At 56.8% G+C, this 26,009-nt stretch carries 28 protein-coding genes; 27 read left to right on the top strand and 1 reads right to left on the bottom strand.

Annotated elements, in window-relative coordinates; translation table 11 throughout:
* Positions 1–58 precede the first annotated feature (58 nt).
* The 13 genes from RHM59_RS24510 to RHM59_RS24570 all read left to right on the top strand — a co-directional run bounded on the left by RHM59_RS24510 (position 59) and on the right by RHM59_RS24570 (position 10,340).
* Entirely contained in the window at positions 59–586 is a 528-nt protein-coding gene (locus tag RHM59_RS24510; RefSeq protein WP_322285621.1) for a YceD family protein, read from the top strand.
* Positions 587–599: 13 nt separating this feature from the next.
* Positions 600–782: a 50S ribosomal protein L32 gene (gene rpmF / locus RHM59_RS24515; RefSeq protein ID WP_008152339.1), complete on the top strand. Its 183-nt coding sequence runs from the start codon at positions 600–602 to the stop codon at positions 780–782.
* A gap of 4 nt (positions 783–786) precedes the next feature.
* Positions 787–1,794, top strand: a complete 1,008-nt coding sequence (gene plsX / locus RHM59_RS24520) for a phosphate acyltransferase PlsX (protein ID WP_322183557.1) — start codon at positions 787–789, stop codon at positions 1,792–1,794.
* A gap of 128 nt (positions 1,795–1,922) precedes the next feature.
* On the top strand, positions 1,923–2,861 hold the full coding sequence (gene fabD / locus RHM59_RS24525; protein ID WP_322165483.1) for an ACP S-malonyltransferase: 939 nt from the start codon (positions 1,923–1,925) through the stop codon (positions 2,859–2,861).
* 14 nt (positions 2,862–2,875) lie between these two features.
* Entirely contained in the window at positions 2,876–3,619 is a 744-nt protein-coding gene (fabG, locus tag RHM59_RS24530; protein WP_322165482.1) for a 3-oxoacyl-ACP reductase FabG, read from the top strand.
* A gap of 192 nt (positions 3,620–3,811) precedes the next feature.
* Positions 3,812–4,051, top strand: a complete 240-nt coding sequence (gene acpP, locus RHM59_RS24535; protein ID WP_322165481.1) for an acyl carrier protein — start codon at positions 3,812–3,814, stop codon at positions 4,049–4,051.
* A gap of 109 nt (positions 4,052–4,160) precedes the next feature.
* Positions 4,161–5,405, top strand: a complete 1,245-nt coding sequence (fabF, locus tag RHM59_RS24540) for a beta-ketoacyl-ACP synthase II (RefSeq protein ID WP_322165480.1) — start codon at positions 4,161–4,163, stop codon at positions 5,403–5,405.
* Complete coding sequence (gene pabC / locus RHM59_RS24545) at positions 5,405–6,220, top strand: aminodeoxychorismate lyase (RefSeq protein ID WP_322285622.1); 816 nt, start codon at positions 5,405–5,407, stop codon at positions 6,218–6,220. Before fabF ends, pabC begins: the two co-directional genes overlap by 1 nt.
* A 3-nt stretch (positions 6,221–6,223) precedes the next feature.
* Entirely contained in the window at positions 6,224–7,513 is a 1,290-nt protein-coding gene (gene mltG, locus RHM59_RS24550) for an endolytic transglycosylase MltG (protein WP_322285623.1), read from the top strand.
* 19 nt (positions 7,514–7,532) lie between these two features.
* Positions 7,533–8,165, top strand: a complete 633-nt coding sequence (gene tmk / locus RHM59_RS24555; RefSeq protein ID WP_322165477.1) for a dTMP kinase — start codon at positions 7,533–7,535, stop codon at positions 8,163–8,165.
* Positions 8,158–9,144 (top strand): DNA polymerase III subunit delta', encoded by a 987-nt coding sequence (locus RHM59_RS24560; protein WP_322285624.1) that lies wholly within the window; start codon positions 8,158–8,160, stop codon positions 9,142–9,144. Before tmk ends, RHM59_RS24560 begins: the two co-directional genes overlap by 8 nt.
* 39 nt (positions 9,145–9,183) lie before the next feature.
* Positions 9,184–9,540, top strand: a complete 357-nt coding sequence (locus tag RHM59_RS24565) for a PilZ domain-containing protein (protein ID WP_322165475.1) — start codon at positions 9,184–9,186, stop codon at positions 9,538–9,540.
* A gap of 14 nt (positions 9,541–9,554) precedes the next feature.
* Positions 9,555–10,340 carry a TatD family hydrolase gene (locus RHM59_RS24570; protein ID WP_322165474.1) on the top strand — a complete coding sequence of 262 codons (786 nt, stop codon included), beginning with the start codon at positions 9,555–9,557 and terminating at the stop codon, positions 10,338–10,340.
* Between the two features lie 341 nt (positions 10,341–10,681).
* On the opposite strand, the gene RHM59_RS24575 is transcribed toward RHM59_RS24570, so the two are convergent.
* Positions 10,682–11,815 carry an aminotransferase class V-fold PLP-dependent enzyme gene (locus RHM59_RS24575; RefSeq protein ID WP_322165472.1) on the bottom strand — a complete coding sequence of 378 codons (1,134 nt, stop codon included), beginning with the start codon at positions 11,813–11,815 and terminating at the stop codon, positions 10,682–10,684.
* A gap of 79 nt (positions 11,816–11,894) precedes the next feature.
* Here RHM59_RS24575 and RHM59_RS24580 point away from each other — a divergent pair, with 79 nt between their 5' ends.
* The 14 genes from RHM59_RS24580 to RHM59_RS24645 all read left to right on the top strand — a co-directional run bounded on the left by RHM59_RS24580 (position 11,895) and on the right by RHM59_RS24645 (position 25,980).
* Positions 11,895–12,536: a TetR/AcrR family transcriptional regulator gene (locus RHM59_RS24580; protein ID WP_297846064.1), complete on the top strand. Its 642-nt coding sequence runs from the start codon at positions 11,895–11,897 to the stop codon at positions 12,534–12,536.
* 136 nt (positions 12,537–12,672) lie between these two features.
* Entirely contained in the window at positions 12,673–13,641 is a 969-nt protein-coding gene (locus RHM59_RS24585; RefSeq protein ID WP_322165471.1) for a GTP 3',8-cyclase MoaA, read from the top strand.
* Between the two features lie 106 nt (positions 13,642–13,747).
* Positions 13,748–14,089: a helix-turn-helix transcriptional regulator gene (locus tag RHM59_RS24590; protein WP_322165470.1), complete on the top strand. Its 342-nt coding sequence runs from the start codon at positions 13,748–13,750 to the stop codon at positions 14,087–14,089.
* Positions 14,064–15,284, top strand: coding sequence for a type II toxin-antitoxin system HipA family toxin (locus RHM59_RS24595; RefSeq protein WP_322183565.1), 1,221 nt, complete (start codon positions 14,064–14,066; stop codon positions 15,282–15,284). Before RHM59_RS24590 ends, RHM59_RS24595 begins: the two co-directional genes overlap by 26 nt.
* Before the next feature lie 87 nt (positions 15,285–15,371).
* Positions 15,372–15,974 carry a DUF4823 domain-containing protein gene (locus RHM59_RS24600; protein ID WP_322165468.1) on the top strand — a complete coding sequence of 201 codons (603 nt, stop codon included), beginning with the start codon at positions 15,372–15,374 and terminating at the stop codon, positions 15,972–15,974.
* A gap of 18 nt (positions 15,975–15,992) precedes the next feature.
* Positions 15,993–16,553 carry a DUF1285 domain-containing protein gene (locus tag RHM59_RS24605; RefSeq protein ID WP_322285625.1) on the top strand — a complete coding sequence of 187 codons (561 nt, stop codon included), beginning with the start codon at positions 15,993–15,995 and terminating at the stop codon, positions 16,551–16,553.
* Between the two features lie 101 nt (positions 16,554–16,654).
* On the top strand, positions 16,655–17,665 hold the full coding sequence (locus RHM59_RS24610) for an aspartate-semialdehyde dehydrogenase (protein WP_322165466.1): 1,011 nt from the start codon (positions 16,655–16,657) through the stop codon (positions 17,663–17,665).
* Between the two features lie 99 nt (positions 17,666–17,764).
* Positions 17,765–20,542: a FimV/HubP family polar landmark protein gene (locus RHM59_RS24615; protein WP_322285626.1), complete on the top strand. Its 2,778-nt coding sequence runs from the start codon at positions 17,765–17,767 to the stop codon at positions 20,540–20,542.
* A gap of 150 nt (positions 20,543–20,692) precedes the next feature.
* Positions 20,693–21,517, top strand: coding sequence for a tRNA pseudouridine(38-40) synthase TruA (truA, locus tag RHM59_RS24620; RefSeq protein ID WP_322165463.1), 825 nt, complete (start codon positions 20,693–20,695; stop codon positions 21,515–21,517).
* Positions 21,518–21,579: 62 nt separating this feature from the next.
* On the top strand, positions 21,580–22,203 hold the full coding sequence (locus RHM59_RS24625; RefSeq protein ID WP_322285627.1) for a phosphoribosylanthranilate isomerase: 624 nt from the start codon (positions 21,580–21,582) through the stop codon (positions 22,201–22,203).
* 276 nt (positions 22,204–22,479) lie between these two features.
* A complete protein-coding gene (gene accD / locus RHM59_RS24630) occupies positions 22,480–23,400 on the top strand; it encodes an acetyl-CoA carboxylase, carboxyltransferase subunit beta (protein WP_322165461.1) in 921 nt (306 codons plus the stop codon).
* Positions 23,397–24,704 (top strand): bifunctional tetrahydrofolate synthase/dihydrofolate synthase, encoded by a 1,308-nt coding sequence (folC, locus tag RHM59_RS24635; protein WP_322285628.1) that lies wholly within the window; start codon positions 23,397–23,399, stop codon positions 24,702–24,704. The genes accD and folC overlap by 4 nt, the downstream gene beginning before the upstream one ends.
* Positions 24,688–25,329, top strand: a complete 642-nt coding sequence (locus RHM59_RS24640) for an SPOR domain-containing protein (protein WP_322285629.1) — start codon at positions 24,688–24,690, stop codon at positions 25,327–25,329. Before folC ends, RHM59_RS24640 begins: the two co-directional genes overlap by 17 nt.
* Before the next feature lie 96 nt (positions 25,330–25,425).
* The gene (locus RHM59_RS24645; protein WP_322165458.1) at positions 25,426–25,980 is read left to right on the top strand and encodes a CvpA family protein; all 555 of its coding nucleotides are present in this window, start codon (positions 25,426–25,428) and stop codon (positions 25,978–25,980) included.
* Positions 25,981–26,009: the final 29 nt, after the last annotated feature.

Genomic DNA, 26,009 nt, shown 5'->3' on the forward strand with positions numbered 1-26,009 from the left:
CGCACAGCGTTGAATTTCCTTTGACAGAGGGGTACCTCATCCCTAGAATGCTGCGCCTATGTTGAATGACCCGATTCCACCTCACGTTGACCCGCGCAAATTAGCTGATCGTGGCACTACTCTTCAGGGAGAAGTACCGCTGGCTGATTTGGAGAGACTCTGCGACCCGCTTTCCGATACCCTCGGTACGGTGCAGGCGAGGTTTGTTTTTGAGCGCGACGAGCGCAGATCTGTGGTAATTCACAGTTCCATCGACGTCGAAGTCAAAATGGTTTGCCAGCGTTGTCTTGAGCTGGTCACCCTGCCGATCCACAGCGAATGCAGTTACGCTGTGGTGAAAGAGGGTGCGAATACCCAGTCGTTACCGAAAGGTTATGACGTGCTGGAACTGGGCGAAGATCCATTGGATCTGCTGGCATTGATCGAGGAAGAGCTTTTGCTCGCCTTGCCCATTGTGCCTGCTCATGATCCGCAAGAATGCCAGCAGCCGGCGGACAATCAAGTGTCCGAGTCGAGCGAGGACGAGGTAACGCGGTCCAACCCGTTCAGTGTATTGGCGCAGTTAAAGCGTGACCCAAACGTTTAGGAGTTAATTAATTATGGCTGTTCAGCAGAACAAAAAATCCCGCTCTGCCCGTGACATGCGTCGTTCGCACGACGCCCTTACGGCTAGCACTCTGTCTGTAGAAAAAACCACAGGTGAAATTCACCTGCGTCACCACGTATCGCCAGAAGGCGTATACCGTGGTCGCAAAGTGATCGATAAAGGCGCTGACGAGTAATTACTTGTCCGCTTCGATCATCGCGATTGACGCAATGGGCGGGGACTTCGGTCCCCGCAGCATTGTGCAGGCCAGCCTTGCTTGTTTGATCGCAACACCCTCGCTGCACCTGACCCTCGTTGGTCAAGCCCCCCTTATTGAAGAATTGATTGCTCGCCATTCCGGTGTGGATCGCTCACGTCTGCGTGTTGTAAACGCGACAGAGGTGATCTCCATGGATGAGCGTCCTTCCCAGGCATTGCGCGGAAAACCTGATTCATCGATGCGCGTTGCGCTTGGGTTGCTGGCCAGCGGTCAGGTCCAGGCGTGTGTCAGTGCAGGAAATACCGGGGCACTGATGGCGCTGTCGCGTTTCGTGCTCAAGACACTGCCGGGTATTGATCGGCCGGCCATGGTCGCGGCTATCCCAACTCAGCGGGGCTACTGCCAATTGCTGGATTTGGGGGCGAACGTTGATTGCAGTGCCGAGAATCTTCATCAGTTTGCGGTGATGGGCTCAGTTGCCGCCGAGGCATTGGGCGTGACACGGCCTAGGGTCGCGCTGCTCAATATCGGCACCGAGGACATCAAGGGTAATCAGCAGGTCAAGATGGCGGCCAGTCTTTTGCAGGCATCACCGGGGTTGAATTACGTCGGTTTCGTTGAAGGCGATGGTGTCTATCGGGGCGAGGCGGATGTGGTGGTGTGTGACGGTTTTGTCGGCAATATATTGCTCAAATCCAGCGAAGGCCTGGCGACGATGATCGGCGCGCGTATCGAAGCATTGTTCACGCAAAACGTTTTCACTAAGGTGGTGGGGGCTTTGGCGTTGCCGATGCTCAAGCGATTACGGGCTGATTTGGCCCCTGCCAGGCATAACGGGGCAAGTTTTCTAGGTCTGCAGGGCATTGTCGTTAAGAGTCACGGATCTGCGAGTGTGCAGGGCTTTCAAAGCGCCATTCAGCGGGCATTGATCGAAATCCAGGAAGACCTCCCGCAGCGGTTGAGTGGGCGTCTGGAAGAGTTGCTCTAGACGGGTAGCGGCGATGTGACGCCTGGGACCGTTTACTCATCCAATTGTCCATCAGCGTACCCAAGCGTTAGTGTGCCTGGCCTGTCAGGTGCGCCTTTTTTGACGACACATTATTAGGGGCTTGTTTAATGTCTGCATCCCTCGCGTTCGTTTTTCCGGGTCAAGGCTCGCAGTCCCTCGGCATGTTGGCCGAGCTGGGCGCGCAGTACCCACTGATTCTGGACACCTTTGCTGAAGCTTCCGCTGCGTTGGGCTACGACCTTTGGGCGTTGACTCAGCAAGGCCCGGAAGCGCACCTCAATCAAACCGATAAGACGCAGCCGGCGATCCTGACCGCCTCCGTGGCGCTGTGGCGCCTGTGGTTGGCTGAACACACTGCTCGCCCTGCGTTTGTCGCTGGGCACAGTCTCGGTGAATACAGTGCGTTGGTGGCGGCTGGTAGCCTGAGCCTGAGCGATGCGGTCAAGTTGGTGCAGCGCCGGGGCCAGTTGATGCAGGAAGCCGTGCCCGCAGGGCAAGGCGCAATGGCAGCGATTTTGGGTCTGGCGGATGCTGACGTATTGGCTGCGTGCGCCGAGTCGGCTCAAGGTGATGTGGTCAGCGCAGTGAATTTCAATTCGCCGGGCCAAGTGGTGATCGCAGGTTCCGCTGCCGCTGTCGAGCGGGCCATGGAGGCCTGCAAGGCCCGTGGTGCAAAGCGTGCGATGCCGTTGCCCGTCAGCGTGCCGTCGCACTGCGAATTGATGCGTCCGGCTGCAGAGCGCTTCGCTGAGTCCATCGAAGCGATTGCCTGGCAGACGCCACAGATCCAACTGGTGCAAAATGTCAGCGCATCAGCGGTGACTGATCTTGCTACCCTCAAACACGATTTGCTTGAGCAGTTGTACAAACCCGTGCGTTGGGTCGAGTCCATCCAATGTCTGGCCGCTAATGGCGCTACCCAGTTGGTCGAATGTGGTCCGGGTAAAGTGCTTGCGGGCTTGAACAAACGCTGCGCCGAAGGCGTGACGACTTACAACCTCAACACCCCAGATGCCTTCGCTGCCACTCGCGCGGCATTGGCCTGATTAGGAGAACTTGCATGAGCCTGCAAGGTAAAGTTGCACTGGTCACCGGTGCGAGCCGCGGTATTGGCCAAGCCATTGCCCTTGAATTGGGACGTAACGGAGCGACCGTGGTCGGAACCGCAACGTCTGAGTCCGGTGCTGAGCGTATCAGCGCGACCTTCAAGGAAAACGGCATCGAGGGCTTTGGCCTGATGCTGAATGTGTGTGATGCGCAATCCGTGAGCGCAACCTTGGCGTTGATTCAGGAGCGCGTTGGTGCACCGTTGATTCTCGTCAATAACGCCGGCATCACTCGTGACAACCTGATGATGCGGATGAAGGATGACGAGTGGCATGACGTTGTGGACACGAACCTGAACAGTCTGTTTCGGCTGTCCAAGGGTGTTCTGCGCGGCATGACCAAGGCCCGTTGGGGCCGAATCATCAGTATTGGTTCGGTTGTGGGTGCCATGGGCAACGCAGGCCAAGTAAACTACGCAGCTGCGAAAGCCGGTCTGGAAGGTTTCAGTCGGGCTCTGGCGCGTGAAGTCGGCTCCCGAGCGGTCACCGTGAACTCGGTAGCCCCCGGTTTCATCGACACTGATATGACCCGCGAGCTGCCAGAAGCGCAACGTGAATCACTGATAAGCCAAATCCCTTTGGGGCGTTTGGGGCAAGCTCAAGAGATCGCGCACGTGGTCGCTTTTCTTGCATCTGAAGGTGCAGGCTACGTGACTGGGGCTACAATCCCGGTAAACGGCGGCATGTACATGAGCTGAATGTGACGGATCGCTTCAAAAAAATGTCATACGAGCGGTCCAAAATCCGTTATAAAGCTGCAATCTATTAATGGCAGAAGGCGGGTGTGGTTCCAGAGGTTTGCGTATTGAGCTTGAAATGCGCAAAACCTCTTCTTACACTTACCCACCGGCCAGCTGCCTGAATTTGTCCACTAGGAGTTAAAACAAGGTATGAGCACCATCGAAGAACGCGTCAAGAAAATCGTTGTCGAGCAACTTGGCGTCAAAGAGGAAGAAGTGACCAACAAGGCTTCTTTCGTTGAAGACCTGGGCGCTGACTCCCTTGATACCGTGGAGCTGGTGATGGCTCTCGAAGAGGAATTCGAGACCGAAATCCCTGACGAAGAAGCTGAAAAAATCACCACCGTTCAAGCTGCTATCGATTACGTCACAGCACACGAAGTGAAATAAGTTTTAATCGTCGCTTGCTGACTCGGAAAAACCGCACTGCCTTTGCTGGCGTGCGGTTTTTTCTTTAAAAATGATCGAAAGTGTCGTCAATAAAGAGAAGGAGAGTGCTGTGTCGCGTAGACGCGTCGTAGTCACCGGTATGGGTATGCTGTCGCCATTGGGCACCGATGTGCCGAGCAGCTGGCAAGGCATTCTGGCGGGCCGCAGTGGCATTGGCCTGATAGAGCATACGGACCTTTCAGCCTTCACCACTCGTTTTGGCGGTTCGGTAAAGGATTTTAAGGTTGAGGAGTATCTGGCGGCCAAAGAAGCCCGACGTCTTGACCTGTTTATCCAATACGGACTGGCTGCCAGTTTTCAGGCTGTGCGTAATTCCGGCCTTGAAGTGACCGATGAAAACCGAGACCGAATTGGCGTTGCCATGGGTGCCGGCATCGGTGGTTTGACCAATATCCAGAACAATAGCCGTTCGTTGCTCGAGCAAGGGCCGGGGAAAATCTCTCCGTTTTTTGTGCCGGGCTCGATCATCAACATGATTTCTGGCTTCCTCTCGATTCACCTTGGTGCACAGGGGCCTAACTACGCCATCGCCACGGCATGCACCACCGGGACGCATAGCATCGGCATGGCCGCACGCAATATCGTCTACGGTGAAGCTGACGTGATGATTGCCGGTGGCGCCGAAATGGCCGCCTGTGGTTTGGGTATGGGTGGCTTCGGCGCGTCTCGAGCGTTGTCCACGCGCAATGACGACCCTGCTCGCGCCAGCCGTCCTTGGGACAAGGGCCGTGACGGTTTCGTCCTGTCTGATGGTGCCGGTGCGTTGGTACTCGAAGAGCTTGAGCACGCCAAAGCGCGCGGCGCGACGATTTATGCTGAGCTGATCGGCTTCGGCATGAGCGGTGATGCTTATCACATGACCTCGCCACCGGAAGATGGAGCGGGTGCTGCGCGGTGTATTACCAATGCGCTGCGTGACGCCAAACTCAATGTCGATGAAGTGCAGTACATCAACGCCCATGGCACATCGACCCTAGCGGGCGACCTGGCCGAAGCGACGGCAATCAAGACGGTGTTTGGTGACCATGCTTACAAGCTAGCGGTCAGTTCTACCAAATCGATGACCGGGCATTTGCTCGGTGCAGCAGGCGCCGTCGAGGCGATCTTCTGCATTCTGGCAATCAATGGTCAGGTCGCACCGCCGACCATCAACCTTGATGAGCCGGACGAAGGGTGTGACCTGGACTTCGTGCCCCACGAAGCGAAGCCGATGCCAATCGACGTTGCCGTGTCCAACTCCTTTGGTTTCGGCGGCACCAACGGCTCGCTGGTTTTCCGCCGGTTCGTTGATTGATGTTGAGCTGGATCGACGGTCGGCCGGCGGACACTCTATCCATTACGGATCGAGGTTTGGCTTACGGTGATGGGTTGTTTGAAACCATCGCCGTCAAGGCGGGACGACCGTTGCTGATGGAGCGTCATCTGGCGCGACTTGGGCTGGGTTGCAGCCGTCTGGCAATCGCCGCTGATCAAGGGTTGATTCGCAGTGAGTTACTGGCGTTTTCCGCGCAGTTGGGCGATGGCGTGATGAAGCTTATTGTCACCCGTGGCGACAGCTTGCGTGGTTATGCGCCGCCGCCCCAAGCGCTGGCACGACGAATTATTCAGGGCCATCCTCCTTCGCCTTATCCGGCGGTTCATGCCGATCAGGGGGTGTGCCTGTTTGCCTGCGTTACCCGTTTGTCCGAGCAGCCGCTGCTGGCGGGGCTCAAGCACCTCAATCGATTGGAACAAGTCCTCGCCCGCAGTGAATGGCAGGACAGCGCCTTTGCCGAAGGGCTCATGTGTGACGCGTCGGGACGTGTCATTGAGGGTGTCTACAGCAACCTGTTTTTGATTGCGGACAATGTGTTAATCACCGCCGATCTGGGCCGTTGCGGTGTAGCGGGAGTAATGCGCGCCGAGCTATTGGCGCAGGCACATACCTTGGGCATCGCCACCGAGGTTCGCGACATCGACATACACGATCTGGAACAAGCCGATGAGGTTTTTGTGTGCAACAGCGTCTACGGGGTGTGGCCCGTGCGAGGGGTTGCGCTGCTGAACTGGCCGGTTGGTCCACTCACCCGTAAACTGCAGGGCATCGCTCGCACGCTTCTGGATGTTTGATCAGTGATTCGTAAATTCTTGGTGATATTCGAAGGGTGTCTGGTTCTCGCGGGATTACTCCTGGGTTTTTCTGTCTGGGAGCAAAAGGTTGCGCTTATGCAGCCGCTGAACATCGCTCAAGAGCAATTACTGGACGTCACCGCAGGCTCTACGCCTACGGGTGTGCTCAACCGTCTGGAATCTGACGGTGTCATCAAAGATGCGTTTTGGTTGCGTCTTTATTGGCGTTTCAATCTCGTTGGCCAAACCTTTCATACCGGTGAATACCGCATGACACCCGCAATGGATGCCAAGGCGCTGTTGGAGCTGTGGCGGCGCGGTGAAGTGGTGCAATACAGTCTGACGTTGGTTGAAGGTTGGAATTTTCGTCAGGTCCGAGCCGCGTTGGCAAAACAGGTCAAGCTTGAACAGGCGTCGGCCGGGCTGAGTGACAGCGAGTTGATGAGCACGCTCGGACACCCCAACGTATTTCCAGAAGGTCGTTTCTTCCCAGACACCTATCGGTACGTGCGCGGGATGAGCGATATGGACATGCTCAAGCAGGCCTACAACCGTCTGGACGACGTGCTGGCCGACGAATGGGCCAAGCGTGCCGCGGACGTTCCCTACGCCGACCCTTATCAGGCGTTGATCATGGCGTCGCTGGTGGAGAAAGAAACCGGCGTGCCCCAAGAGCGTGGGCAAATCGCTGGCGTATTTGTCCGGCGTCTGCACATCGGCATGTTGCTTCAGACCGATCCCACGGTGATTTACGGCCTGGGGGAGCGCTACACCGGCAAGCTGACGCGCGCACACTTGAAAGAGCCGACCCCGTACAACACGTACGTTATTTCCGGACTGCCACCTACCCCGATTTCATTGGTGGGGCGCGAAGCTATTCATGCCGCGCTTCATCCCGTTTCCGGCAGTAGCCTCTATTTTGTGGCGCGAGGCGACGGCAGTCATGTGTTCTCGGACGACCTGGAATCGCATAACAACGCGGTTCGTGAGTTTCAGCTCAAAAGGCGAGCAGATTATCGTTCCAGCCCGGCACCCGTTGTAGCCCCGGCTATCACACCGACGATTGAGTCCAAGCTTGAGCCAGCACCTGAGCTAAAACCCGATTCAAAAGCTGTAACGGCTCCAGATGACAAATCGGAACCGGACGCCACGCCAAAAATTGAGCCCGCTCCCGAGCCAAAGCCCCAAGTGGACGCCAAGCCTGCAGCCAGCTCCGAGTCCAAGCCTCAACCCGATAACGCCGCCGCTCCGATTGCCGTACCGGTCGAAAAAGACGAGCAAAAGCCACAATGAACATGATGAAGGACTGCCTGTGACTGGCCTGTTTATTACCCTGGAAGGTCCCGAAGGCGCTGGCAAAAGCACCAACCGCGAATACCTTGCCGAGTGCCTGCGCGCCCAAGGTGTCGATGTCGTGCTGACTCGCGAACCGGGCGGCACGCCGTTGGCCGAGCGAATTCGCGAGCTGCTGCTGGCGCCCAGCGACGAGTCAATGAACGCGGATACGGAGTTGTTGCTGGTGTTCGCCGCGAGAGCCCAGCACTTGGCTGAGGTCATTCGTCCAGCACTGGCGCGCGGCGCCGTGGTGCTGTGTGATCGGTTTACCGATGCGACTTACGCGTATCAGGGCGGTGGTCGAGGTTTGTCCCATGACCGTATCGCCGCGTTGGAGGCGTTTGTCCAAGGCGATCTGCGCCCGGATATGACCTTGGTGTTCGACTTGCCAGTTGAAATCGGATTGGCCCGCGCGACAGCCCGTGGTCGCCTTGACCGTTTCGAGCAGGAAGGCCGGATGTTTTTTGATGCGGTGCGCAGTACGTATTTGAAGCGCGCAGCGGCTAATCCGGCGCGTTATCGATTGGTGAATGCGGCGCTGTCGTTGGCCGAAGTTCAGCAGTCACTTGATGACCTGTTGCCTGAAATGCTGGGGCTGCACCGTGGCTGAAGCCTACCCTTGGCAGGAAAGCCTCTGGCAGCAAATGGCCGGGCGTACCGAACATGCGCATGCCTATCTGCTTCACGGTCCGGTGGGCATTGGCAAGCGGGCATTGGCGCAACGGCTGATGGCGCGCTTGCTGTGCCAGCGGCCTGAAGGTTTGGATGCCTGTGGTCAGTGCAAGTCGTGCATGCTGCTGGCGGCGGGCACTCACCCCGACCACTACGTGCTTGAGCCCGAAGAGGCGGACAAGGCGATCAAAGTCGATCAGGTTCGCGATCTGGTGGGTTTCGTTGTGCAGACAGCGCAAATGGGGGGGCGCAAAGTGGTGTTGATTGAGCCCGCAGAGTCGATGAACGTCAACGCCGCCAACGCATTGCTGAAAAGTCTTGAGGAACCGTCTGGCAATACCGTCCTATTGCTGGTCAGTCATCAGTCGAGCCGATTGTTGCCTACCGTCAGAAGCCGTTGCGTGCAGCAGGCGTGCCCGCTGCCCAGTGAAGCGGTGAGCTTGCAATGGTTGGCGAAGGCGTTACCTGAGTGCTCCGAAGACGAGCGTTCAGAATTGCTGACGCTGGCCGCCGGATCGCCGCTGGCAGCGGTCAGCCTTAACACCCAAGGGGTTCGTGAGCAACGGGCGCTGGTGGTCGATGGTGTGAAAAAACTCCTCAAACAGCAGCAGTCGCCGACTCAATTGGCCGAAGGCTGGAAAGATATTCCGCTGTTGTTGCTGTTTGATTGGTTCACCGATTGGTCGCTATTAATCCTGCGTTATCAACTGACTCAAGATGAAGCAGGCCTCGGTTTGGGCGATATGCGCAAGGTGCTGCAATACCTGGCGCAAAAAGCCGGGCAAAGCAAAGTACTCGGTATTCAAGACTGGGTGCTTTCGCAGCGACAAAAAGTTATGTCCAAAGCGAACCTTAACCGCGTTTTATTGCTCGAAGCACTGCTGGTGCAGTGGGCAGGCCTGCCCGGACAGGGTTAGACTCCGGCATCAGGATCACTTCCCCCCAAAGGAGTTGCAATGAATTTGCCGCTGAGCCCCGGTCCACGTAATGGCATTCTGTCTCTGACCATCAAGGACAAGTCAGTCCTATACGCCGCTTACATGCCCTTTATCAAGAATGGTGGTTTGTTCATCCCAACCAGCAAAAGCTACAAGTTGGGTGATGAGGTGTTCATGCTGCTTAACTTGATGGACGAGCCGGAAAAAATTCCGGTGACGGGCAAAGTGACCTGGATTACACCTAAAGGCGCCCAAGGCAATCGGGCTGCTGGCGTTGGCGTTCAATTCAACGACGGTGACAACGCCGCCCGCAATAAAATCGAAACGTATCTGGCCGGTGCTCTCAAATCCGACCGTCCCACTCATACAATGTAGTTGTCGCCACCTTCATGCTTGTAGATTCCCATTGTCACCTCGACCGTCTCGATCTCGCTGAACACGCCGGTTCATTGGATGCTGCCCTAGACGCCGCTCGGGCGCGTGGCGTCGGGCATTTTCTGTGCATCGGGGTCAGTGCCGAGAACGCTGGCGCGGTCAAAGCCCTGGCTGAGCGCTACGACGATGTGGACTGCTCAGTGGGCATTCACCCGCTCGACCTGCAACCTGGCGCGGCCCCCGCGTTGGACTGGTTATTGGCCGAGCTGAATCATCCTCGGGTGGTCGCCATTGGCGAAACTGGGCTCGATTATCACTACGAGCCCGAAGCTGCGCAGCTTCAGCAAGCGTCTTTTCGCTTGCACCTTGAAGCCGCCAATCTTACCGGCAAGCCGGTGATCGTCCACACTCGGGGTGCTCGCGCCGACACCCTGGGTCTGTTGCGTGAAGCGGCTTTGCCACAGGGTGGGGTGTTGCACTGTTTTACTGAAGATTGGGCGATGGCCAAGGCGGCGCTGGACATGGGGTTCTATATCTCACTGTCCGGTATCGTCACCTTCCGCAACGCAGATGCCTTGCGTGACGTGGCGCGCCAAGTGCCCGTTGACCGATTGCTGGTGGAAACCGATTCGCCTTATCTGGCGCCTATCCCTTACCGAGGCAAGCCAAACCTGCCGCAATATGTGCGGGAAGTGGCCGAGTATCTGGCGATGTTGCGCGGCGAGTCCTATGAGCGCTTTGCCGAGCAGACCACTGAAAACTTCGCGCGACTGTTTCCACTGGCTCATCTGAAATCCTGAAAGCCCGGCTTGCTGTAGGAGCCAACTCGTTGGCGAAGCGGCTTGATGTGGTGTCTCTGGTAAACCGCCTCGCCAACAAGTTGGCTCCTACAGATCGGGGTTGTATCTCTGCTACGTGGAGAAAATCATATGCAAAAAAAACCCGGGTTCTGGGGGGTGAATCCGGGTTAAGACCATTAGGAGTAAACAAAGGTACGCGATCCATTGGTACCTTCATCGGCGCGCCACTTGGGGGAGATGCCGCGCCGACGAATTAAGTATTGGTCATGATTGCCGCGCGTCCAGCCCAATCGATGTAATTCTTTAAACGGATTTGGAATACCTGCGCTTCGATTGAGTTCTCACAAAACCGCCGATTCTCGCACTAGTGCCAAAGTTTCTTCGATTACCCGTGACTCGGTATAGAAATGGGGGGAAAAGCGAATGCCGGGTCCGCGCTGGACGCACACCACTTGCTGTTGCTTCAGCCGCTCAAACAGTACTGCGTTCTCCACGCCATCAAGGCTGAACGATAGAATACCCGCCCGCCGCTTAGGGTCTTTCGACGTGTGCAGGCGAGCGCCGGGGATGGAACTCAGTCCTTCTTCCAGCCATAGAACGCGCTCGGCGATGGCAGTGCCGACCTGTTCCATGCCCACTTCCTCAAGCAGCGAAAGACTGGCTTCCAACGCCATGCTGCCCAGGACGTTCGGGCTGCCGCATTCAAAACGACGCGCGGACAAGGCTGGCTCCCACGTAGTGCGGTTGTAATCACCCATGTGTTCCAACATATGCCAGCCGAACTCGTGCAGCTTTAACTGGGGTCGCAACGCGGCGCGGCAATAGAACACTCCCAGACCCTCAGGGCCCAGCAACCATTTGTGGCCGTCAGCCATGGCGAAGTCGCATTGACTGGCTTGAACATCGAAGGGCAGGGCCCCCAAGTGCTGAATGGCGTCGATGCAAAACAGTACGTTGCGTTGCTTGCAGCCTTGGCCAAGCACCTCAAGATCAAGACGCAGGCCTGTGGCGAATTGCACCGCGCTTATCGACAACAGTCGTGTGCGAGGACCGCACGCGGCAAGCAATGCTGCTTGCGGGTCATCACTCTTTAGGCTGACCTGAATGACCTCGACGCCTTGTGGCTTAAGTGACTCCCAGACGATTCGGTTTGAAGGGAATTCCTCGTCACTGATGACGATTTGATCGCCGCTCTTCCAGTCCAGTCCGAACGCAACGAATGACAGTGCCTCTGAGGTATTTTTGACCAGCGCAATGTCATCGGTCGACGGCGCATTCAGCAGCCGCATCAGGCGTTCACGAAGGCGCTGTTCTACTATCATCCAGTCGGGATAGTCACGTGCGCCCAGTAAAACGTTCTCCTGGGCAAAACGGGTGACCGCGGTTGCGGCACGTTTTGGCCATGGAGCGACCGCCGCGTGGTTCAAATATCGCAGCCCTGGAGCTTGTGTAAATTCATCAAGAAACGTAGACATGGTCGGATGATCCGTGCAATTTGGCGCAAGTTAGGCATAATACGCGGCTTCGATTTTGACCCCCAACAGACCTTCTCTTATGCAGAAAGAACCTCGTAAGGTCCGTGAGTTTCGTCGCCGCGAGCAAGAAATTCTCGATACCGCGCTAAAGCTGTTCCTCGATCAAGGTGAAGACAGTGTCACCGTCGAGATGATCGCGGATGCCGTGGGTATCGGCAAAGGCACCATCTATAAGCACTTCAAGTCAAAAGCGGAGATTTATCTGCGTTTGATGCTCGATTATGAGCGGGATTTGAATGAGTTGCTTCACTCTGCCGACGTCGACAAGGATAAGGAAGCTTTATCCCGTGCCTACTTCGAATTCCGAATGCGAGATCCGCAGCGCTACCGGTTGTTTGATCGCCTGGAAGAAAAGGTGGTCAAGGGTAATCAGGTGCCGGAGATGGTGGTTGAACTGCACAAGATTCGTGCCTCGAATTTTGAACGCCTGACGTTGTTGATTGAAGGCCGAATCAACGAAGGCAAGCTTGAAGACGTGCCGCCTTATTTCCACTTCTGCGCGTCCTGGGCGTTGGTACATGGCGCCGTAGCGCTGTATCACTCGCCGTTCTGGAGTAATGTGCTCGAAGATCAGGAAGGGTTCTTTCAATTCTTGATGGATATTGGCGTTCGCATGGGCAACAAGCGCAAACGTGATACCGATACCCCGCCCAGCAGCTAAGGCATTCGGCGGCCTTATGGTTGCAGGTAGGCAATGCGGCGGTGAGAGTCCGAGTAATATACTCAGGCATAGGTCTTGCTAAAACTTGATAGGTGAGTCAAGTTTTAACGGTCCATTTTCCCTGCCGGAGTCCATCATGATCGTTGACCGTCAAGGCAGGCGATTTCGCAATTTGCGGATCAGCCTGACGTCCGCCTGCAATTACGCCTGCACCTACTGCGTGCCCGACGGCAAGCGCCTGATTGCTGCGCAGGATGAGTTGTCGGCGGATGCTATGGCGCGTGGTGTGGCGTATCTGATCGAAGCCGCAGGTATTGAACGGCTACGCATCACCGGTGGCGAACCTCTGGTCAGTCCGAAACTGGAAGCCTTCATGGCGCAAATCGGGCAATTGGGCCTCGATGAAATTAGCCTGACAACCAACGGTCAACTGCTTGCTCGCAAGCTGCCGCTGCTGGTGGCTGCCAATATTCGTCGACTTAACGTATCGCTCGACACCCTCGACCCGCTGGCGTTTCGCACCATTGCTCGTGGCGGCGATCTGCTTACCGTGCTCGACGGAATGACCCAGGCCAGCGCGGCGGGGATCAAAATCAAAGTCAATATGGTGCCGCTGCGCGGGCAAAACCTCGATCAAGTATTACCCTTGCTTGATTACTGCCTTGAGCGTGGTTATGAGCTGCGCTTTATAGAGCTGATGCGCATGGGCCACTTGGCCAGTGATTCGAATGCGTTTTTGCAGCAATTCGTCAGCTTGCAGCAACTGCTGACACTCATTGGCGAGCACTACGAATACCTTCAAGCGGATGCGCCCGTGGATGCCACGGCAGTGCGCTATCAAATTCCCGGCAAAGGGTTTTTTGGGGTCATCGCCAACGAAAGCGTGCCGTTTTGCCGAACCTGCTCGCGCTTGCGCCTGTCTTCAACGGGATGGCTGCATGGCTGCCTGTCGTCCAGCAACCGTCATTATGTCGGCGACCTGCTGGACAAACCCCGCCACCAAGCTCTGCCAGCGTTGCAACGTTTGCTCGTCAAGGCGTTGAGCGATAAGCAGGAAGTGGCATTTTCCGGTGGCGCTACGGTGATGAAGATTATTGGGGGGTAGGGCCAATCCAGTGGGGCAGTAGACGATATGACGAAGCGGGAAATCCCTGTTGCAATCGTTTATAGATGAAATATCATCGTCTAAGTCAATTTAACGATGAAATATCATGCATAAGCATAGTGGATTCCTCTCGGATCGATCTCAGCAGTTGCTTAAAACCCTCGGCGAGAACATCGACCTTGCGCGCAAGCGCCGACGTTTACAGGTCGATACCATCTGTAAGCGGGCGGGTATCACTGGGCAAACATACCAACGTTTAAAGAAGGGAGAGAAGGGCGTTTCCATCGGTGTGCTGATGAACGTGCTCAGCGCGCTGGACATGGAAGAAATGATCAGCAGCGTGGCAGGTCCATCCCTCGACCATATCGGGTTGGCGCATGAGCGTTCGTTGCAACCTGTCCGCGTTCACGAAGGAGATGCCAATGGCAATCTGGACCCCGATTGGTAATGCGTTCGTCTTTTCGGGTCACGCAGAAGGCGCCCCGTTGCCAGTTGGTCAGATTGCCCTACAGGCCAAGGGGTTTGCTTTTAAGTACGCAAACAGTTGGCTGGCGCGTCCTGAATCTTTTTCGATCGATCCGCTTAACCTGCCGTTGACCGAACAACAATCAAGTTCGTCAAAACTCTGGGGCGCGTTTGAGGACTCGACCCCTGACAATTGGGGCAAGAAGGTCCTGCTCGCGACCCATAAGCAACACCCACAAAACGAAATCGAGTGGCTGCTGGCTTCGGGTGGGGCGGGCGTTGGCTGCCTGCTGTTCAGTGCATCCCGCCATCAGCTTCCCGCGCTTCATGAATCCCCTCCCTTTGAAAGTCTTGAGCGGCTTCTGCTGGCGGCGGACCACATTGATCAAGGCGACTATCAGCCCAGCGAAGAAATGGCCAAGTTGCTGGAGTTCGGCTCTTCCATGGGCGGTGCCCGACCTAAAGTGACCGTTCATTATCGCGAGGGAGAGTGGATCGCTAAGCTCGGTCGGCGAGACGATATTTTTGACCAGGCAAGGGCCGAGTTCGCCAGCCTGAACATGGCTGAAGCTGCGGGTATAAAGGTTCCAGAGCATGAGCTGATAGAAGTGGCCGGCCGTGCGGTGTTGCTGGTGAAGCGCTTTGATCGGCAGCAAGGGGGGCGAAGCCACTACCTCAGCGCGTATGCGTCAATCAATCCTCATCGAATGCGGGTTGGCGACAATGACGGTCCCATGAGTTACCTGCGCATCGCGGATGTACTCAAGAAAACAAGTGCTGACGCGTTTGCCGATCTTCTCGACCTATACACGCGTATGGCGTTCAACGTGCTCATCGGCAATACCGACGATCACCTGCGCAACCATGGGTGTCTGATGACGGGCGCGAACACCTATCGACTCTCGCCAGCGTTTGATGTGCTGCCTCATCCCACTGAGCAAGGCCTTCAGGCGTTGATCATAGGCGAGCAAGGCCGATTGTCTTCTCTCGATAATCTGCTCAGTGCCCCTGAACGTTTCGGTATCCAGCGGGACCAGGCTCGGCAAATAATTATCGATCTATGCCAGGTTACGGTCCACGCGGATCAGTATTTCAAGGACGCAGGCATGAGCGCGCAAGATACTTCGATTTTGTCGAAAGTGTGCCGGCGCTTTAACCCCGTCGTCGAAAGTTGGTAACACCTCAGCTCTTTTCCTCTGGGTGGCGCGGAAGCTGCATTAGTCGCGCATTCGCCGGTTTTCCGTCACCGGCACCTGGAGGGGATGATGCGTAGCCTGGTTTTGCTACTGACGCTGTTGTCGTTAAGTGGCTGCATGAGTATCAGTGACATGGGGCAGGGTGCTCATGATCAGTTGAGTGATGCGGGCTTGCTCGATCACAGCGATACCAATCGTGCGTACAACCGCCGCTTGCAGCCAGACTCGTTCATCTATATCGCCCAAGGCTCATTTGTGCCGCCAGGCAACGCTTATCCACGACCTAACGTTGTAGCCGAGGAAGCCTTTAACGGCTTTATCGAGTACTTCCCGATGGTTCGTCGGGCCAAGGCGCCAATGGGGTTGGACGAGGCAATGACCGAAGCGCGAGCCGCCGGTGCCAATTATTTGCTTTACACCCGTTTCGCCAAGGCTGACGACCGCATCGGCAACACCGACGAGTGGAGCGATCAGCAAGCCGTGGATAGACTGGGGGTCGACAGCGGGGTGATCCAGATCATGCTGATCGAAACCACCACTCGCTATCTGATCGACACCGCGCGTATTCATACCCGGGGCGGATTGCTGACGCTGCGCAATACCAAACCTGAAGATTTGCTAGGTCCGCCGTTGGAGGATTACGCTCGTAGCTTGATGGGTGTTAGTCGGTAGCATCTAAGGAGCAAGACAATGAGTGATCCGGGTAAGGCCAATGACCTGTTTGCACAGATTCCCAAGTCAAAAGGGTTGCCGCCCGTTCACCTGTGGAATCCCGATTTCTGTGGCGACATCGACATGCGTATCGCCCGGGACGGTACGTGGTATTACCTTGGCACACCGATTGGGCGTAAGCCCATGGTTCGGCTGTTTTCCACGATCATGCGCCGTGACGATGACGATTATTTCCTGATCACACCCGTGGAAAAGGTTCGGATCAAAGTTGACGACGCGCCATTTGTTGCCGTCAGCCTTGAAGTGGAGGGTGAAGGTGAGGGTCAAATCCTGCGCTTCACCACTAATGTCGATGATCAGGCCGAAGCGGGCCCCGAGCATCCTTTGCGCGTGGAAATAAACCCTGATACCCAAGAGCCAGCGCCCTATATTCATGTGCGGGTTAACTTGGAAGCGCTGATTCACCGCAATGTCTTCTATCAACTGGTGGACTTGGCCGAGACTCGGACGATCGACGGTCAACGTTGGTTGGGCGTATGGAGTCACGGGACTTTTTTTCCGATAGGCCTGGAACCGTGACGTGTCGTTAGTTGCAGTAATCCCCCCATTGCGCGTGGACAATTGCCTGTCACTAATTCGACGGTTAAAGTGCCGCTCCCCGTTTTGCCTGAGGCGTTTGCATGACCCAGTCCCTTGATATCGCCGTAGTCGGCGCCACCGGCACTGTCGGCGAAACCCTTGTCCAGATTCTTGAAGAGCGTGATTTTCCTGTTGCCAATCTGCACCTGTTGGCGAGCGTTGAATCGGCGGGTCATTCAGTGCCTTTCCGCGGCAAGAACGTGCGTGTGCGTGAAGTCGATGAGTTCGATTTCAGCAAAGTCCAATTGGTGTTCTTTGCCGCAGGTCCAGCAATCACGCGCAGCTATGCCACGCGTGCCACGGCAGCCGGTTGCACGGTGATCGATCTCTCTGGCGGATTGGCCGTTGAGCAGGCGCCCAACGTCGTCCCTGAAATCAACGTGGCGTTATTGGCTGGGTTGAAAAAGCCTTACCAGGTTTCCAGCCCCAGTCCTTGCGCGACCGCATTGGCAGTGGCCATGGCGCCATTGCGCGGGCTGCTCGATGTATTGCGTGTGAACGTAACGGCCTGCTTGGCCGTTTCCAGCCAAGGCCGTGAAGGTGTGGCGGAGCTGGCTCGGCAAACGGCCGAACTGCTCAATGTTCGACCGATGGAGCCGCGCTTTTTCGACCGGCAGATGGCCTTTAACGTACTGGCCCAAGTTGGCACGCCGGATGCGCAAGGGCATGTCCCTTTGGAAAAGCGTCTGGTCGCCGAGTTGCGAGAGGTGTTGGCGCTGCCGTTGTTGAAGATTTCCGTCAGTTGCATTCAAGTCCCGGTGTTTTTTGGTGATAGTTTTAGCGTTTCGTTGCAGGCTTCAGGGCCTATAGACCTGGCTGCTGTCAATGCCGCGCTGAATATGGCGCCGGGTATCGAGCTGGTCGAGGCTGGTGATTACCCTACCGCTGTTGGCGACGCAGTGGGCCAGGATGTGGTCTATATAGGTCGAGTCCGCTTAGGGGTTGACGACCCTGCTGAGCTCAACCTGTGGATTACATCCGATAATGTTCGCAAGGGTGCAGCGTTGAACGCTGTCCAAGTGGCTGAATTGTTGATAAAAGACCTTGTGTAAAAGATACTTGGCAACAATTCGGCGAATCACTTTGGCTTGACCGCTAATACAGGCTTTACCTTCTCGGTTGCCGAGGAATATTCAGACAAGGGATGGGCTATGGTTCAGGTTCGCAAACTGGTATTAGCAATCGCTGCAGCCTCGGCGCTGTCCTCCGGTATGGCGCACGCTTTGGCGCTCGGGGACTTGACCCTGAAGTCGACCCTGAACCAGCCTCTGGTTGCCGAAATCGAGCTGCTCGACGCGCATGATTTGAACGCCGGGCAGGTGGTGCCAAGCCTTGCGACCTCGGCTGATTTTGCGCAGGCGGGCGTTGACCGGCGCGGGGCTCTTGATGACCTGACGTTTACTCCGGTGATCAATGCCAACGGCAAAAGCGTACTGAAGATCACGTCGAGCAGGCCGATTCGCGATCCAAACATGAAATTCCTGGTGCAGGTGCTTTGGCCCAACGGCCGACTGCTGCGTCAATACAGCGTGCTGCTCGATCCACCGAAAGCCACGCCGCAACCCGCTGCTGCCCCAGCTCCAGCCCCGGTTGCACAACTTCCCCTGATCGCACCGGCTCCAACACCGGTACCGGTTGACGAAGTTACGCCAGCCCTAGCGCCGGCGAAATTGCCTGCGCCGACGCCTGCCGTTGAAGCCAAGCCCACGCTATACACCACGAGCAAACACGATAGGTTGTGGGACATCGCTGCCCGCGTGCGCAGCAGTGGGTCCGTTCAGCAAACCATGCTGGCCATTCAGGCGCTGAACCCTGGCGCCTTTATCAATGGCAACATCAACCGATTGAAAGTCGGTGAAGTGCTGCGTCTTCCTGATCAGCAACAGATCGCCGCGACCCCGCAACCGGAGGCTGTCGTTCAGGTGCGCAAACAAAATCTTGCGTGGCGTCAGCGACGCAGCCTGCCTTCCGCTACGCGCCAAGTGGACGCGACCCGGCACGCCAAGACTGAAGCTGCACCGGCTAAGATTGAGACGAAAGACAACCTGAGCTTGGTCTCTGGCACTTCAAAGTCCGATAAAAGAGGGGCGGCTGGCGACACCAAAGCCCTGACCAACCAACTGGCCGTGGCAAAGGAAAACCTGGATACGACGCGTCGTGACAATGCCGAGCTGAAAAGCCGCATGTCAGATTTGCAAAGTCAGTTGGATAAGTTGCAGCGATTGATCCAGTTGAAAAATGACCAATTGGCCAAAATGCAGGCCCAGGGTGGCATTGCACCGGGCGCCAAGGACGCCGCCACCGGCGCGCCTGCGTTGCCCGCTGCATTAGTCGCCGCAACCCCCGCGGCCAGTACCGTTGTGAAGCCCGCAGCCGAAATTGCACCGGAAGACGCATTGCCACCTGCTGCTGAGCCCACAGCGGTTCCGCAAGTTGCACCGATTGCGCCTGCGCCTGGCGGCCTCGTGGACAATGCCGATACCGACAGTGCGATCAGCAAGCTGCTTGCCAGCCCGATGCTGTTAGGTTTGGTGGGCGGTGGAGTTTTGCTGATTCTGCTCTTGCTGCTGCTGTTTTTGACGCGGCGCCGCAGGGCTCAGCAAGAGGCTGAAAAACACAAGCGTATGGCCCGGGCACTGGCGGAAGAGTCAGAGTTTGCCACCGACATGGATTTGCCAGAAAACAGTTTTGACGGCCTGGATGTTCCGCCCCCAAACGTAAAGCTGGCGCCGGTGCCGGCCTCTATTCCCGCACCGGTGATTTTAGAGCCGATCCGTGAGCGCTCGCTCGATGTGCTTGATCAGGTTGCAGTCCATGTTGCTAATGGCCGTTTTAACCAAGCTGCCGAGCTTCTGGAAGACGCTATCAAACAAGAGCCTCAGCGCAGTGATCTGCGCCTGAAGTTGATGGAAATCTATGCTGAGCAGGGCGACAGAAGCGGCTTTACTGCCCAAGAACGCAAGCTGGTGGCCACTGGTACGAATCAGGCTGAAGTCGAAGAGCTGAAAAATCGCTTTCCGATGATGATAGTTGCCGGCGCAGGATTGGGCGCCGCAGCTTTGGCAGCGGAGCTTGATGCGGATTACGTCAAGGACTTGCTGCTCGATACATCTGAGGCGCCAGCAGTTGCGCCCGTCCCAGCAAAAGCGCCCGTCCCGGCTCCCGTCGTCGAATCTGACGAGCTGGACCCGTTCGATCAGGATTTCGATTTAAGCCTTGATGAACTGGAGGATGCTTCTCCGGCAATTATCGAGGAACCCATCGCGCCGAAAGCTGAAAAGGCGCCACGCGTTGAACCTGGTCTCGGTGAGCCAATGGCCGCTGATACGCTGGCGGATGACGATCTGAGCTTTGAATCGGTATTGCACCAACAGAACGAAGCCAAGAAATTGTCTGTTGATGACTTGGCCGATTTCGACCTGGGCCTGGCAGAAGAGCCGCCCTCGTCCAGTGCTGAGGATGATTTCCTCCTAAGCCTCAAAGACGACTTGCGTGAATTGCCAGCGTTTGATGACTCGCCTTCGCTGGAGCCTCCTGCTGCTCAGAAGCCAGCGCTGCCTGATGACTTTGACCTGTCCTTGCCGGAAGAACTCGACGACGACGCGACACCCAATGCCTTCACCACAGAGCTTGATGACGTTAACGCGGAGCTGGATCGTTTGTCCCAAACCATGGACAAACCACCTGCCGCTAAACCGTTCGCCAAGCCGCCAACCTTTACTGCTGAAGACGCATTGGCAGAGGACGACGAGCCTGAGTTCAATTTCCTTGAGGGCACTGACGAAGCGGCGACCAAGCTTGATCTGGCACGTGCTTACATCGAAATGGGTGACAGTGAAGGCGCTCGGGATATTCTCGATGAAGTGGTCGGCGAGGGCGATGAAGCCCAGAAAACCGAAGCACGGGAAATGCTTGCCAGCCTGCACTGATCATTAGCTGAGGCTTGGCGTACGACGACCGCTTTGGCGGTCGTTTGCGTTTATGGCAAGTGAAGCTCTTATAATGGCGCCTTTGCGCAAACCAACAGGCTGCACGTCTTGGCTTCAACATATAGCACTGCAGAAAACGCGGCAGCCGAAATGGCTGCCGCTGGCTTTTCCAGAATCGCATTGGGCGTTGAGTACAAGGGGTCCCGTTATTGCGGTTGGCAGCGTCAGGCTTCCGGTGTATTGACGGTGCAGGAAACCCTTGAAAAGGCGTTGTCCAAAGTGGCTGACGCGCCCGTCTCGTTGTTGTGCGCGGGCCGTACGGATGCGGGTGTTCATGCCTGTGGGCAGGTGGTGCATTTCGATACTCAGGCTGAGCGTTCGCTGAAAGCGTGGGTGATGGGCGCCAATATCAATCTGCCCCACGACATCAGTGTCAGCTGGGCGAAAGTCATGCCGGCGCATTTTCATGCGCGGTTCAAGGCGATTGCTCGACGTTACCGCTATGTCATTTATAACGACCCGATCAGGCCGGCTCATTTGGGCGACCAAGTGACTTGGAATCACCGCCCGCTGGATGCCGAACGCATGGCGCAGGCGGCTCAACATTTGGTCGGCACCCATGATTTCAGCGCGTTTCGGGCAGGGCAGTGCCAAGCGAAGTCGCCCATCAAGCAGCTACACCATCTCCGGGTCACGCGGCATGGGCAGATGATCGTCATTGATGTCCGCGCCAATGCTTTTCTGCACCATATGGTGCGCAACGTTGCGGGTGTCTTGATGACGATTGGCACCGGCGAACGGCCGGTGGAGTGGGCCAAGGAAGTATTGGAAAGCCGGGTCCGGCGCACAGGCGGTGTCACGGCGCATCCTTACGGGCTTTACCTGGTGCAAGTGGAATACCACGATGAATTTGCGTTGCCGCAACGTTACATCGGGCCACACTTCCTGACAGGCTTCACTGAACTTGACGGCTGACGCCCGGAAAAGCATTTGTTAACATCCGTGACTTTCCGGAATAACGCCTGAGGTTTCACTGCATGTCAGCCGTTCGCAGCAAGATCTGCGGGATTACCCGCATAGAAGATGCGTTGGCCGCTGTTGATGCGGGTGCGGATGCTATCGGTTTTGTATTTTATGCCAAAAGTCCTCGGGCGGTTACGGCGATTCAGGCGCGAGAAATCATTGCTGCCCTGCCACCCTTCGTGACCACCGTCGGTTTGTTCGTCAATATCAGCCGTTGCGAGCTCACGGAAATACTGGGAGTCGTGCCCTTGGACCTGTTGCAGTTCCACGGCGATGAAACAGCCGAAGACTGCGACGGTTATCATCGGCCTTACATCAAGGCATTGCGCGTGCGGGCAGGTGACGACATTGCCGCCCTATGCCGCGCTTATCCGAAGGCCAGCGGCGTATTGCTCGATACCTACGTTGCCGGTGTACCCGGCGGTACGGGAGAAGCGTTCGACTGGTCGTTGATACCGCACGTTTTGAGCAAGCCCATTATTTTGGCGGGTGGATTGAGCCCGGCTAACGTTGCACAGGCCATTGCGCAGGTTCGACCCTACGCTGTGGATGTCAGCGGCGGTGTAGAGGCCAGCAAAGGAATCAAGGATCATGACAAGATCCGCGCATTCATGACTGCGGTGCAGGGTTCCAGGTAGGGCGCTGCCAGCAGGTTTTCAGGGTGATGTGACGGTTGGCGGATAGCCACCGTCCATAAACCTCCCGCGGCGAAAGCGCGGTGAGCACTCAATGAACGAGCGACGTAGCCGGCGCACGTCGTCACAATGGCGGTTGATGGGGTTAATTCAGGCGGGTCGGGCACTAAGCCGATCCCTGTGTTGCCCAATCATCGCTGTACATATGAATTTAGCTTAAGGGCATACGCGGGGCTTCGAATCGCCCGTGTTCGAGCCGTCGTACTGGAGAAAGAAAGCATGAGCAACTGGTTGGTAGACAAACTGATCCCTTCGATCATGCGTTCCGAGGTGAAAAAAAGCTCGGTACCAGAAGGGCTTTGGCATAAGTGCCCGTCCTGCGACGCGGTGCTTTATCGTCCTGAGTTGGAAAAGACCCTGGACGTCTGCCCCAAGTGCAATCACCACATGCGGATCGGCGCACGTGCGCGTCTGAATATCTTCCTTGACGCTGACGGCCGTGCCGAACTAGGTGCCGATCTGGAGCCGGTTGATCGCCTGAAGTTTCGCGACAGCAAAAAGTACAAGGATCGCCTGGTAGGTGCCCAAAAGCAGACCGGTGAAAAAGATGCCCTGATTTCAATGAGCGGGACCCTGTTGGGCATGCCTGTGGTGGCGTGCGCATTCGAGTTCTCGTTCATGGGCGGTTCGATGGGTGCCATCGTTGGTGAGCGTTTTGTTCGCGCCGCCAACTACGCGCTGGAAAATCGTTGCCCAATGATCTGTTTCGCCGCTTCCGGTGGCGCGCGGATGCAGGAAGCCCTGATTTCGCTGATGCAGATGGCCAAGACGTCCGCCGTGCTGGCGCGTCTTCGTGAAGAAGGCCTGCCCTTTATCTCGGTGCTGACTGACCCGGTATACGGCGGTGTGTCCGCGAGTCTCGCGATGTTGGGCGACGTGATTGTTGCCGAGCCTAAAGCGCTGATCGGCTTTGCTGGCCCGCGAGTAATCGAGCAGACCGTACGTGAAAAATTACCAGAAGGTTTCCAGCGCAGCGAGTTCCTGCTCGCGCATGGCGCCATCGACCTGATCGTTCATCGTCAGGAGTTGCGTCCGCGCCTGGGTAATTTGCTGGCTCAGTTCATGAACCTGCCGACGCCTAAGTTCGTCGCCGCGCCGATCGAGCCGATTGTTGTTCCACCGGTCCCGGCCACCGTATGACGGTGCGTACCCTGGGCGACTGGCTCGCCTACCTTGAACAATTGCACCCTACGGCCATCGATATGGGGCTGGAGCGTTCGCAACAGGTGTCGCAAGCGCTGGGGTTGACCCGGCCCGCGCCCCGCGTCATCACGGTAACGGGTACGAATGGTAAAGGTTCTACCTGCGCATTTATCGCTTCATTGATCCAGGCGCAGGGTCTCAAAGTCGGTGTTTACAGCTCGCCGCATTTGCTGCGTTACAACGAGCGGGTGCAGGTGCAAGGCGTTGAAGCCACCGACGACGAATTGTGCGAGGCGTTTGCGGCGGTGGAAGCCGCTCGTGGCGACGTTTCCCTGACGTACTTTGAAATGGGCACGCTCGCGGCGTTCTGGCTATTTGAGCGCGCGGCGTTGGACGCGGTGGTGCTTGAAATAGGTCTCGGCGGCCGGTTGGATACGGTCAATATCGTTGACGCCGATCTGGCGCTGGTCACCAGCATTGGTGTCGATCACGCCGATTGGCTGGGTGATACCCGTGAGTCGGTCGCGTTCGAAAAAGCCGGAATCTTCCGTGAGGGCCGTCCCGTACTGTGTGGAGATATCGACCCTCCGGCGCCATTGCTCAATCGTGCCAAGGAACTCAATTGCCCGTTTTTGTTGCGCGGCCGGGATTTCGATCTGGACGTCAGCGACAGCGTTTGGCAGTGGCGCGGGCATAACGCCCTCGGTCAATCCATCGAATTACATGATTTGCCGCTGCTTGATCTGCCCATGGAAAACGCGGCGTTGGCATTACAGGCCTATGCGCTGTTGGATCTGTCTTGGGACTTCGGGAAAATTCGCGCCGCCCTCAGCAGTACGCGAATGATCGGACGCCTTGATCGGCGCCAGATCAATTGGCACGGCAAGTCGTTGAAACTGATGCTGGATGTGGGTCATAACCCGCATGCGGCGCATTACCTGGCCCAGCGTCTGGCCGCACGCCCCGTTAGCGGCAAGCGTTTGGCGGTGTTCGGCTTGCTGTCGGACAAAGACCTGGCCGGTGTGCTGACCGAGCTGACCTCCAGTGTTCAGGCGTGGGCTGTCGCGCCGCTGCCAACGCCACGCAGTTATGCGGTAAGTGACGTGCAAGCGGCGTTACAGAACCTTGGCGCGAACGTAACGTCTTATTCAAGCATTGCGCTGGCCTTGGATGCGCAGTGTGCCAACGCGACGGCTGAAGATGAAATTCTGCTGTTCGGATCTTTTTATTCTGTTGCCGAGGGCCTGGAATGGCTGGCCCGGCACGCCAAGGAGGAAGTCGCAAATGGCTTTGCTGGATAACGTGTTCAAGCAGCGAATGGTGGGTGCACTGGTGCTGATCGCATTGGCGGTGATCTTCTTGCCCATGCTGTTTTCACGTCAGGACGAAACTCGTCGCGTACACGTCGATGTGCCGTCTACGCCACAAGCGCCGACGACGACCCAAATCAAGGTTGATCCGGTGTCGGTCCCAGAGCCGCAAGCTTTGCCACAAGAGCCTGTGCCTAGCGATGAAGAGCTGGCCCGCCCGCCGGCCCAAACCGCAGCGACGCCAGTGGTGCAACCCTCGCCGACGCCCGCCCCTGTTTCGAGGTCCCAGACGACTGTCGCCAAAGCTGCGCCTGCAACGCCTGCGGCCCCGGCCAAGCCTGCGGCGGCAGACACCAGCCACATCGATGTCAATGGCCTGTCGGTCAGTTGGTCGGTGCAGTTAGCCAGCTTGTCCAATCGTGACAGCGCCGATGCGATGCAGAAAACGCTGCGGGCTCAAGGTTACAACGCATATATTCGCTCTTCTGACGGCATGAATCGCGTATTTGTGGGGCCGTTGATTGAGCGCGCCGAAGCGGATCGATTGCGCGATCAGCTGGGAAAACAGCAGAAACTCAAAGGTTTTGTGGTGCGCTTCCAGCCTGAGCGTAACTAAGTAATGGGTCTAATCGCGTCCCGTCGGTAATCGCTGCTTACCGGCGGGCAAGCGCTCTGCTAAAATGCGCCGCCTTATCTGTCTGCAGGCTGCAACGTGCCATTTACTCCGGTTGATTGGGCGATCATCGCGATCATCGCCATCTCCGCTTTGATTAGTTTGAAGCGCGGCTTCGTCAAGGAAGCATTGTCGCTGCTCACCTGGATCATCGCCGGTGCCGTTGCCTGGATGTTCGGCGGGTCGCTTTCGCAGTACCTTGTGACGTATATCGAAACACCTTCAGCACGCGTAATCGCGGGCTGCACCATCCTTTTTGTCGCCACCTTACTGGTAGGCGCCATGGTCAATTTTCTTATCGGCGAACTGATTCGCGTCACCGGGCTTTCCGGGACCGATCGTTTTCTGGGCATGGTCTTCGGCGCTGCGCGCGGGGGCTTGCTGGTGGTTGTAGCGGCAGGGCTGTTGAGCCTGGGGCCGGTACAGCAAGATCAATGGTGGCAGCAGTCGAAACTGCTGCCACAATTTCTATTGGTCGCGGACTGGTCGAAAAACCTGATTCTGGGTTTCTCCAGTAAGTGGCTAGCCAGCGGTATCAGCCTGCCGGTTGATCTGCCGTTCAAGGATCACCTCTTACCGTCTGCAAAGCCGTAAGAAGTGCCCGGTATTTCCCGTTTCACTCA

The organism is Pseudomonas sp. MH10, from assembly GCF_034353045.1.
Taxonomy (GTDB): Bacteria; Pseudomonadota; Gammaproteobacteria; order Pseudomonadales; family Pseudomonadaceae; genus Aquipseudomonas.

Bases quoted from the DNA above. Each gene is read 5' to 3' on its own strand.
- RHM59_RS24510 (WP_322285621.1), top strand. From the start codon at position 59: ATGTTGAATGACCCGATTCCACCTCACGTTGACCCGCGCAAATTAGCT.
- rpmF (WP_008152339.1), top strand. From the start codon at position 600: ATGGCTGTTCAGCAGAACAAAAAATCCCGCTCTGCCCGTGACATGCGT.
- fabD (WP_322165483.1), top strand. From the start codon at position 1,923: ATGTCTGCATCCCTCGCGTTCGTTTTTCCGGGTCAAGGCTCGCAGTCC.
- fabG (WP_322165482.1), top strand. From the start codon at position 2,876: ATGAGCCTGCAAGGTAAAGTTGCACTGGTCACCGGTGCGAGCCGCGGT.
- acpP (WP_322165481.1), top strand. From the start codon at position 3,812: ATGAGCACCATCGAAGAACGCGTCAAGAAAATCGTTGTCGAGCAACTT.
- pabC (WP_322285622.1), top strand. From the start codon at position 5,405: ATGTTGAGCTGGATCGACGGTCGGCCGGCGGACACTCTATCCATTACG.
- RHM59_RS24565 (WP_322165475.1), top strand. From the start codon at position 9,184: ATGAATTTGCCGCTGAGCCCCGGTCCACGTAATGGCATTCTGTCTCTG.
- RHM59_RS24570 (WP_322165474.1), top strand. From the start codon at position 9,555: ATGCTTGTAGATTCCCATTGTCACCTCGACCGTCTCGATCTCGCTGAA.
- RHM59_RS24575 (WP_322165472.1), bottom strand. From the start codon at position 11,815: ATGTCTACGTTTCTTGATGAATTTACACAAGCTCCAGGGCTGCGATAT.
- RHM59_RS24580 (WP_297846064.1), top strand. From the start codon at position 11,895: ATGCAGAAAGAACCTCGTAAGGTCCGTGAGTTTCGTCGCCGCGAGCAA.
- RHM59_RS24585 (WP_322165471.1), top strand. From the start codon at position 12,673: ATGATCGTTGACCGTCAAGGCAGGCGATTTCGCAATTTGCGGATCAGC.
- RHM59_RS24590 (WP_322165470.1), top strand. From the start codon at position 13,748: ATGCATAAGCATAGTGGATTCCTCTCGGATCGATCTCAGCAGTTGCTT.
- RHM59_RS24595 (WP_322183565.1), top strand. From the start codon at position 14,064: ATGGCAATCTGGACCCCGATTGGTAATGCGTTCGTCTTTTCGGGTCAC.
- RHM59_RS24600 (WP_322165468.1), top strand. From the start codon at position 15,372: ATGCGTAGCCTGGTTTTGCTACTGACGCTGTTGTCGTTAAGTGGCTGC.
- RHM59_RS24605 (WP_322285625.1), top strand. From the start codon at position 15,993: ATGAGTGATCCGGGTAAGGCCAATGACCTGTTTGCACAGATTCCCAAG.
- RHM59_RS24610 (WP_322165466.1), top strand. From the start codon at position 16,655: ATGACCCAGTCCCTTGATATCGCCGTAGTCGGCGCCACCGGCACTGTC.
- RHM59_RS24615 (WP_322285626.1), top strand. From the start codon at position 17,765: ATGGTTCAGGTTCGCAAACTGGTATTAGCAATCGCTGCAGCCTCGGCG.
- truA (WP_322165463.1), top strand. From the start codon at position 20,693: ATGGCTGCCGCTGGCTTTTCCAGAATCGCATTGGGCGTTGAGTACAAG.
- RHM59_RS24625 (WP_322285627.1), top strand. From the start codon at position 21,580: ATGTCAGCCGTTCGCAGCAAGATCTGCGGGATTACCCGCATAGAAGAT.
- accD (WP_322165461.1), top strand. From the start codon at position 22,480: ATGAGCAACTGGTTGGTAGACAAACTGATCCCTTCGATCATGCGTTCC.
- folC (WP_322285628.1), top strand. From the start codon at position 23,397: ATGACGGTGCGTACCCTGGGCGACTGGCTCGCCTACCTTGAACAATTG.
- RHM59_RS24640 (WP_322285629.1), top strand. From the start codon at position 24,688: ATGGCTTTGCTGGATAACGTGTTCAAGCAGCGAATGGTGGGTGCACTG.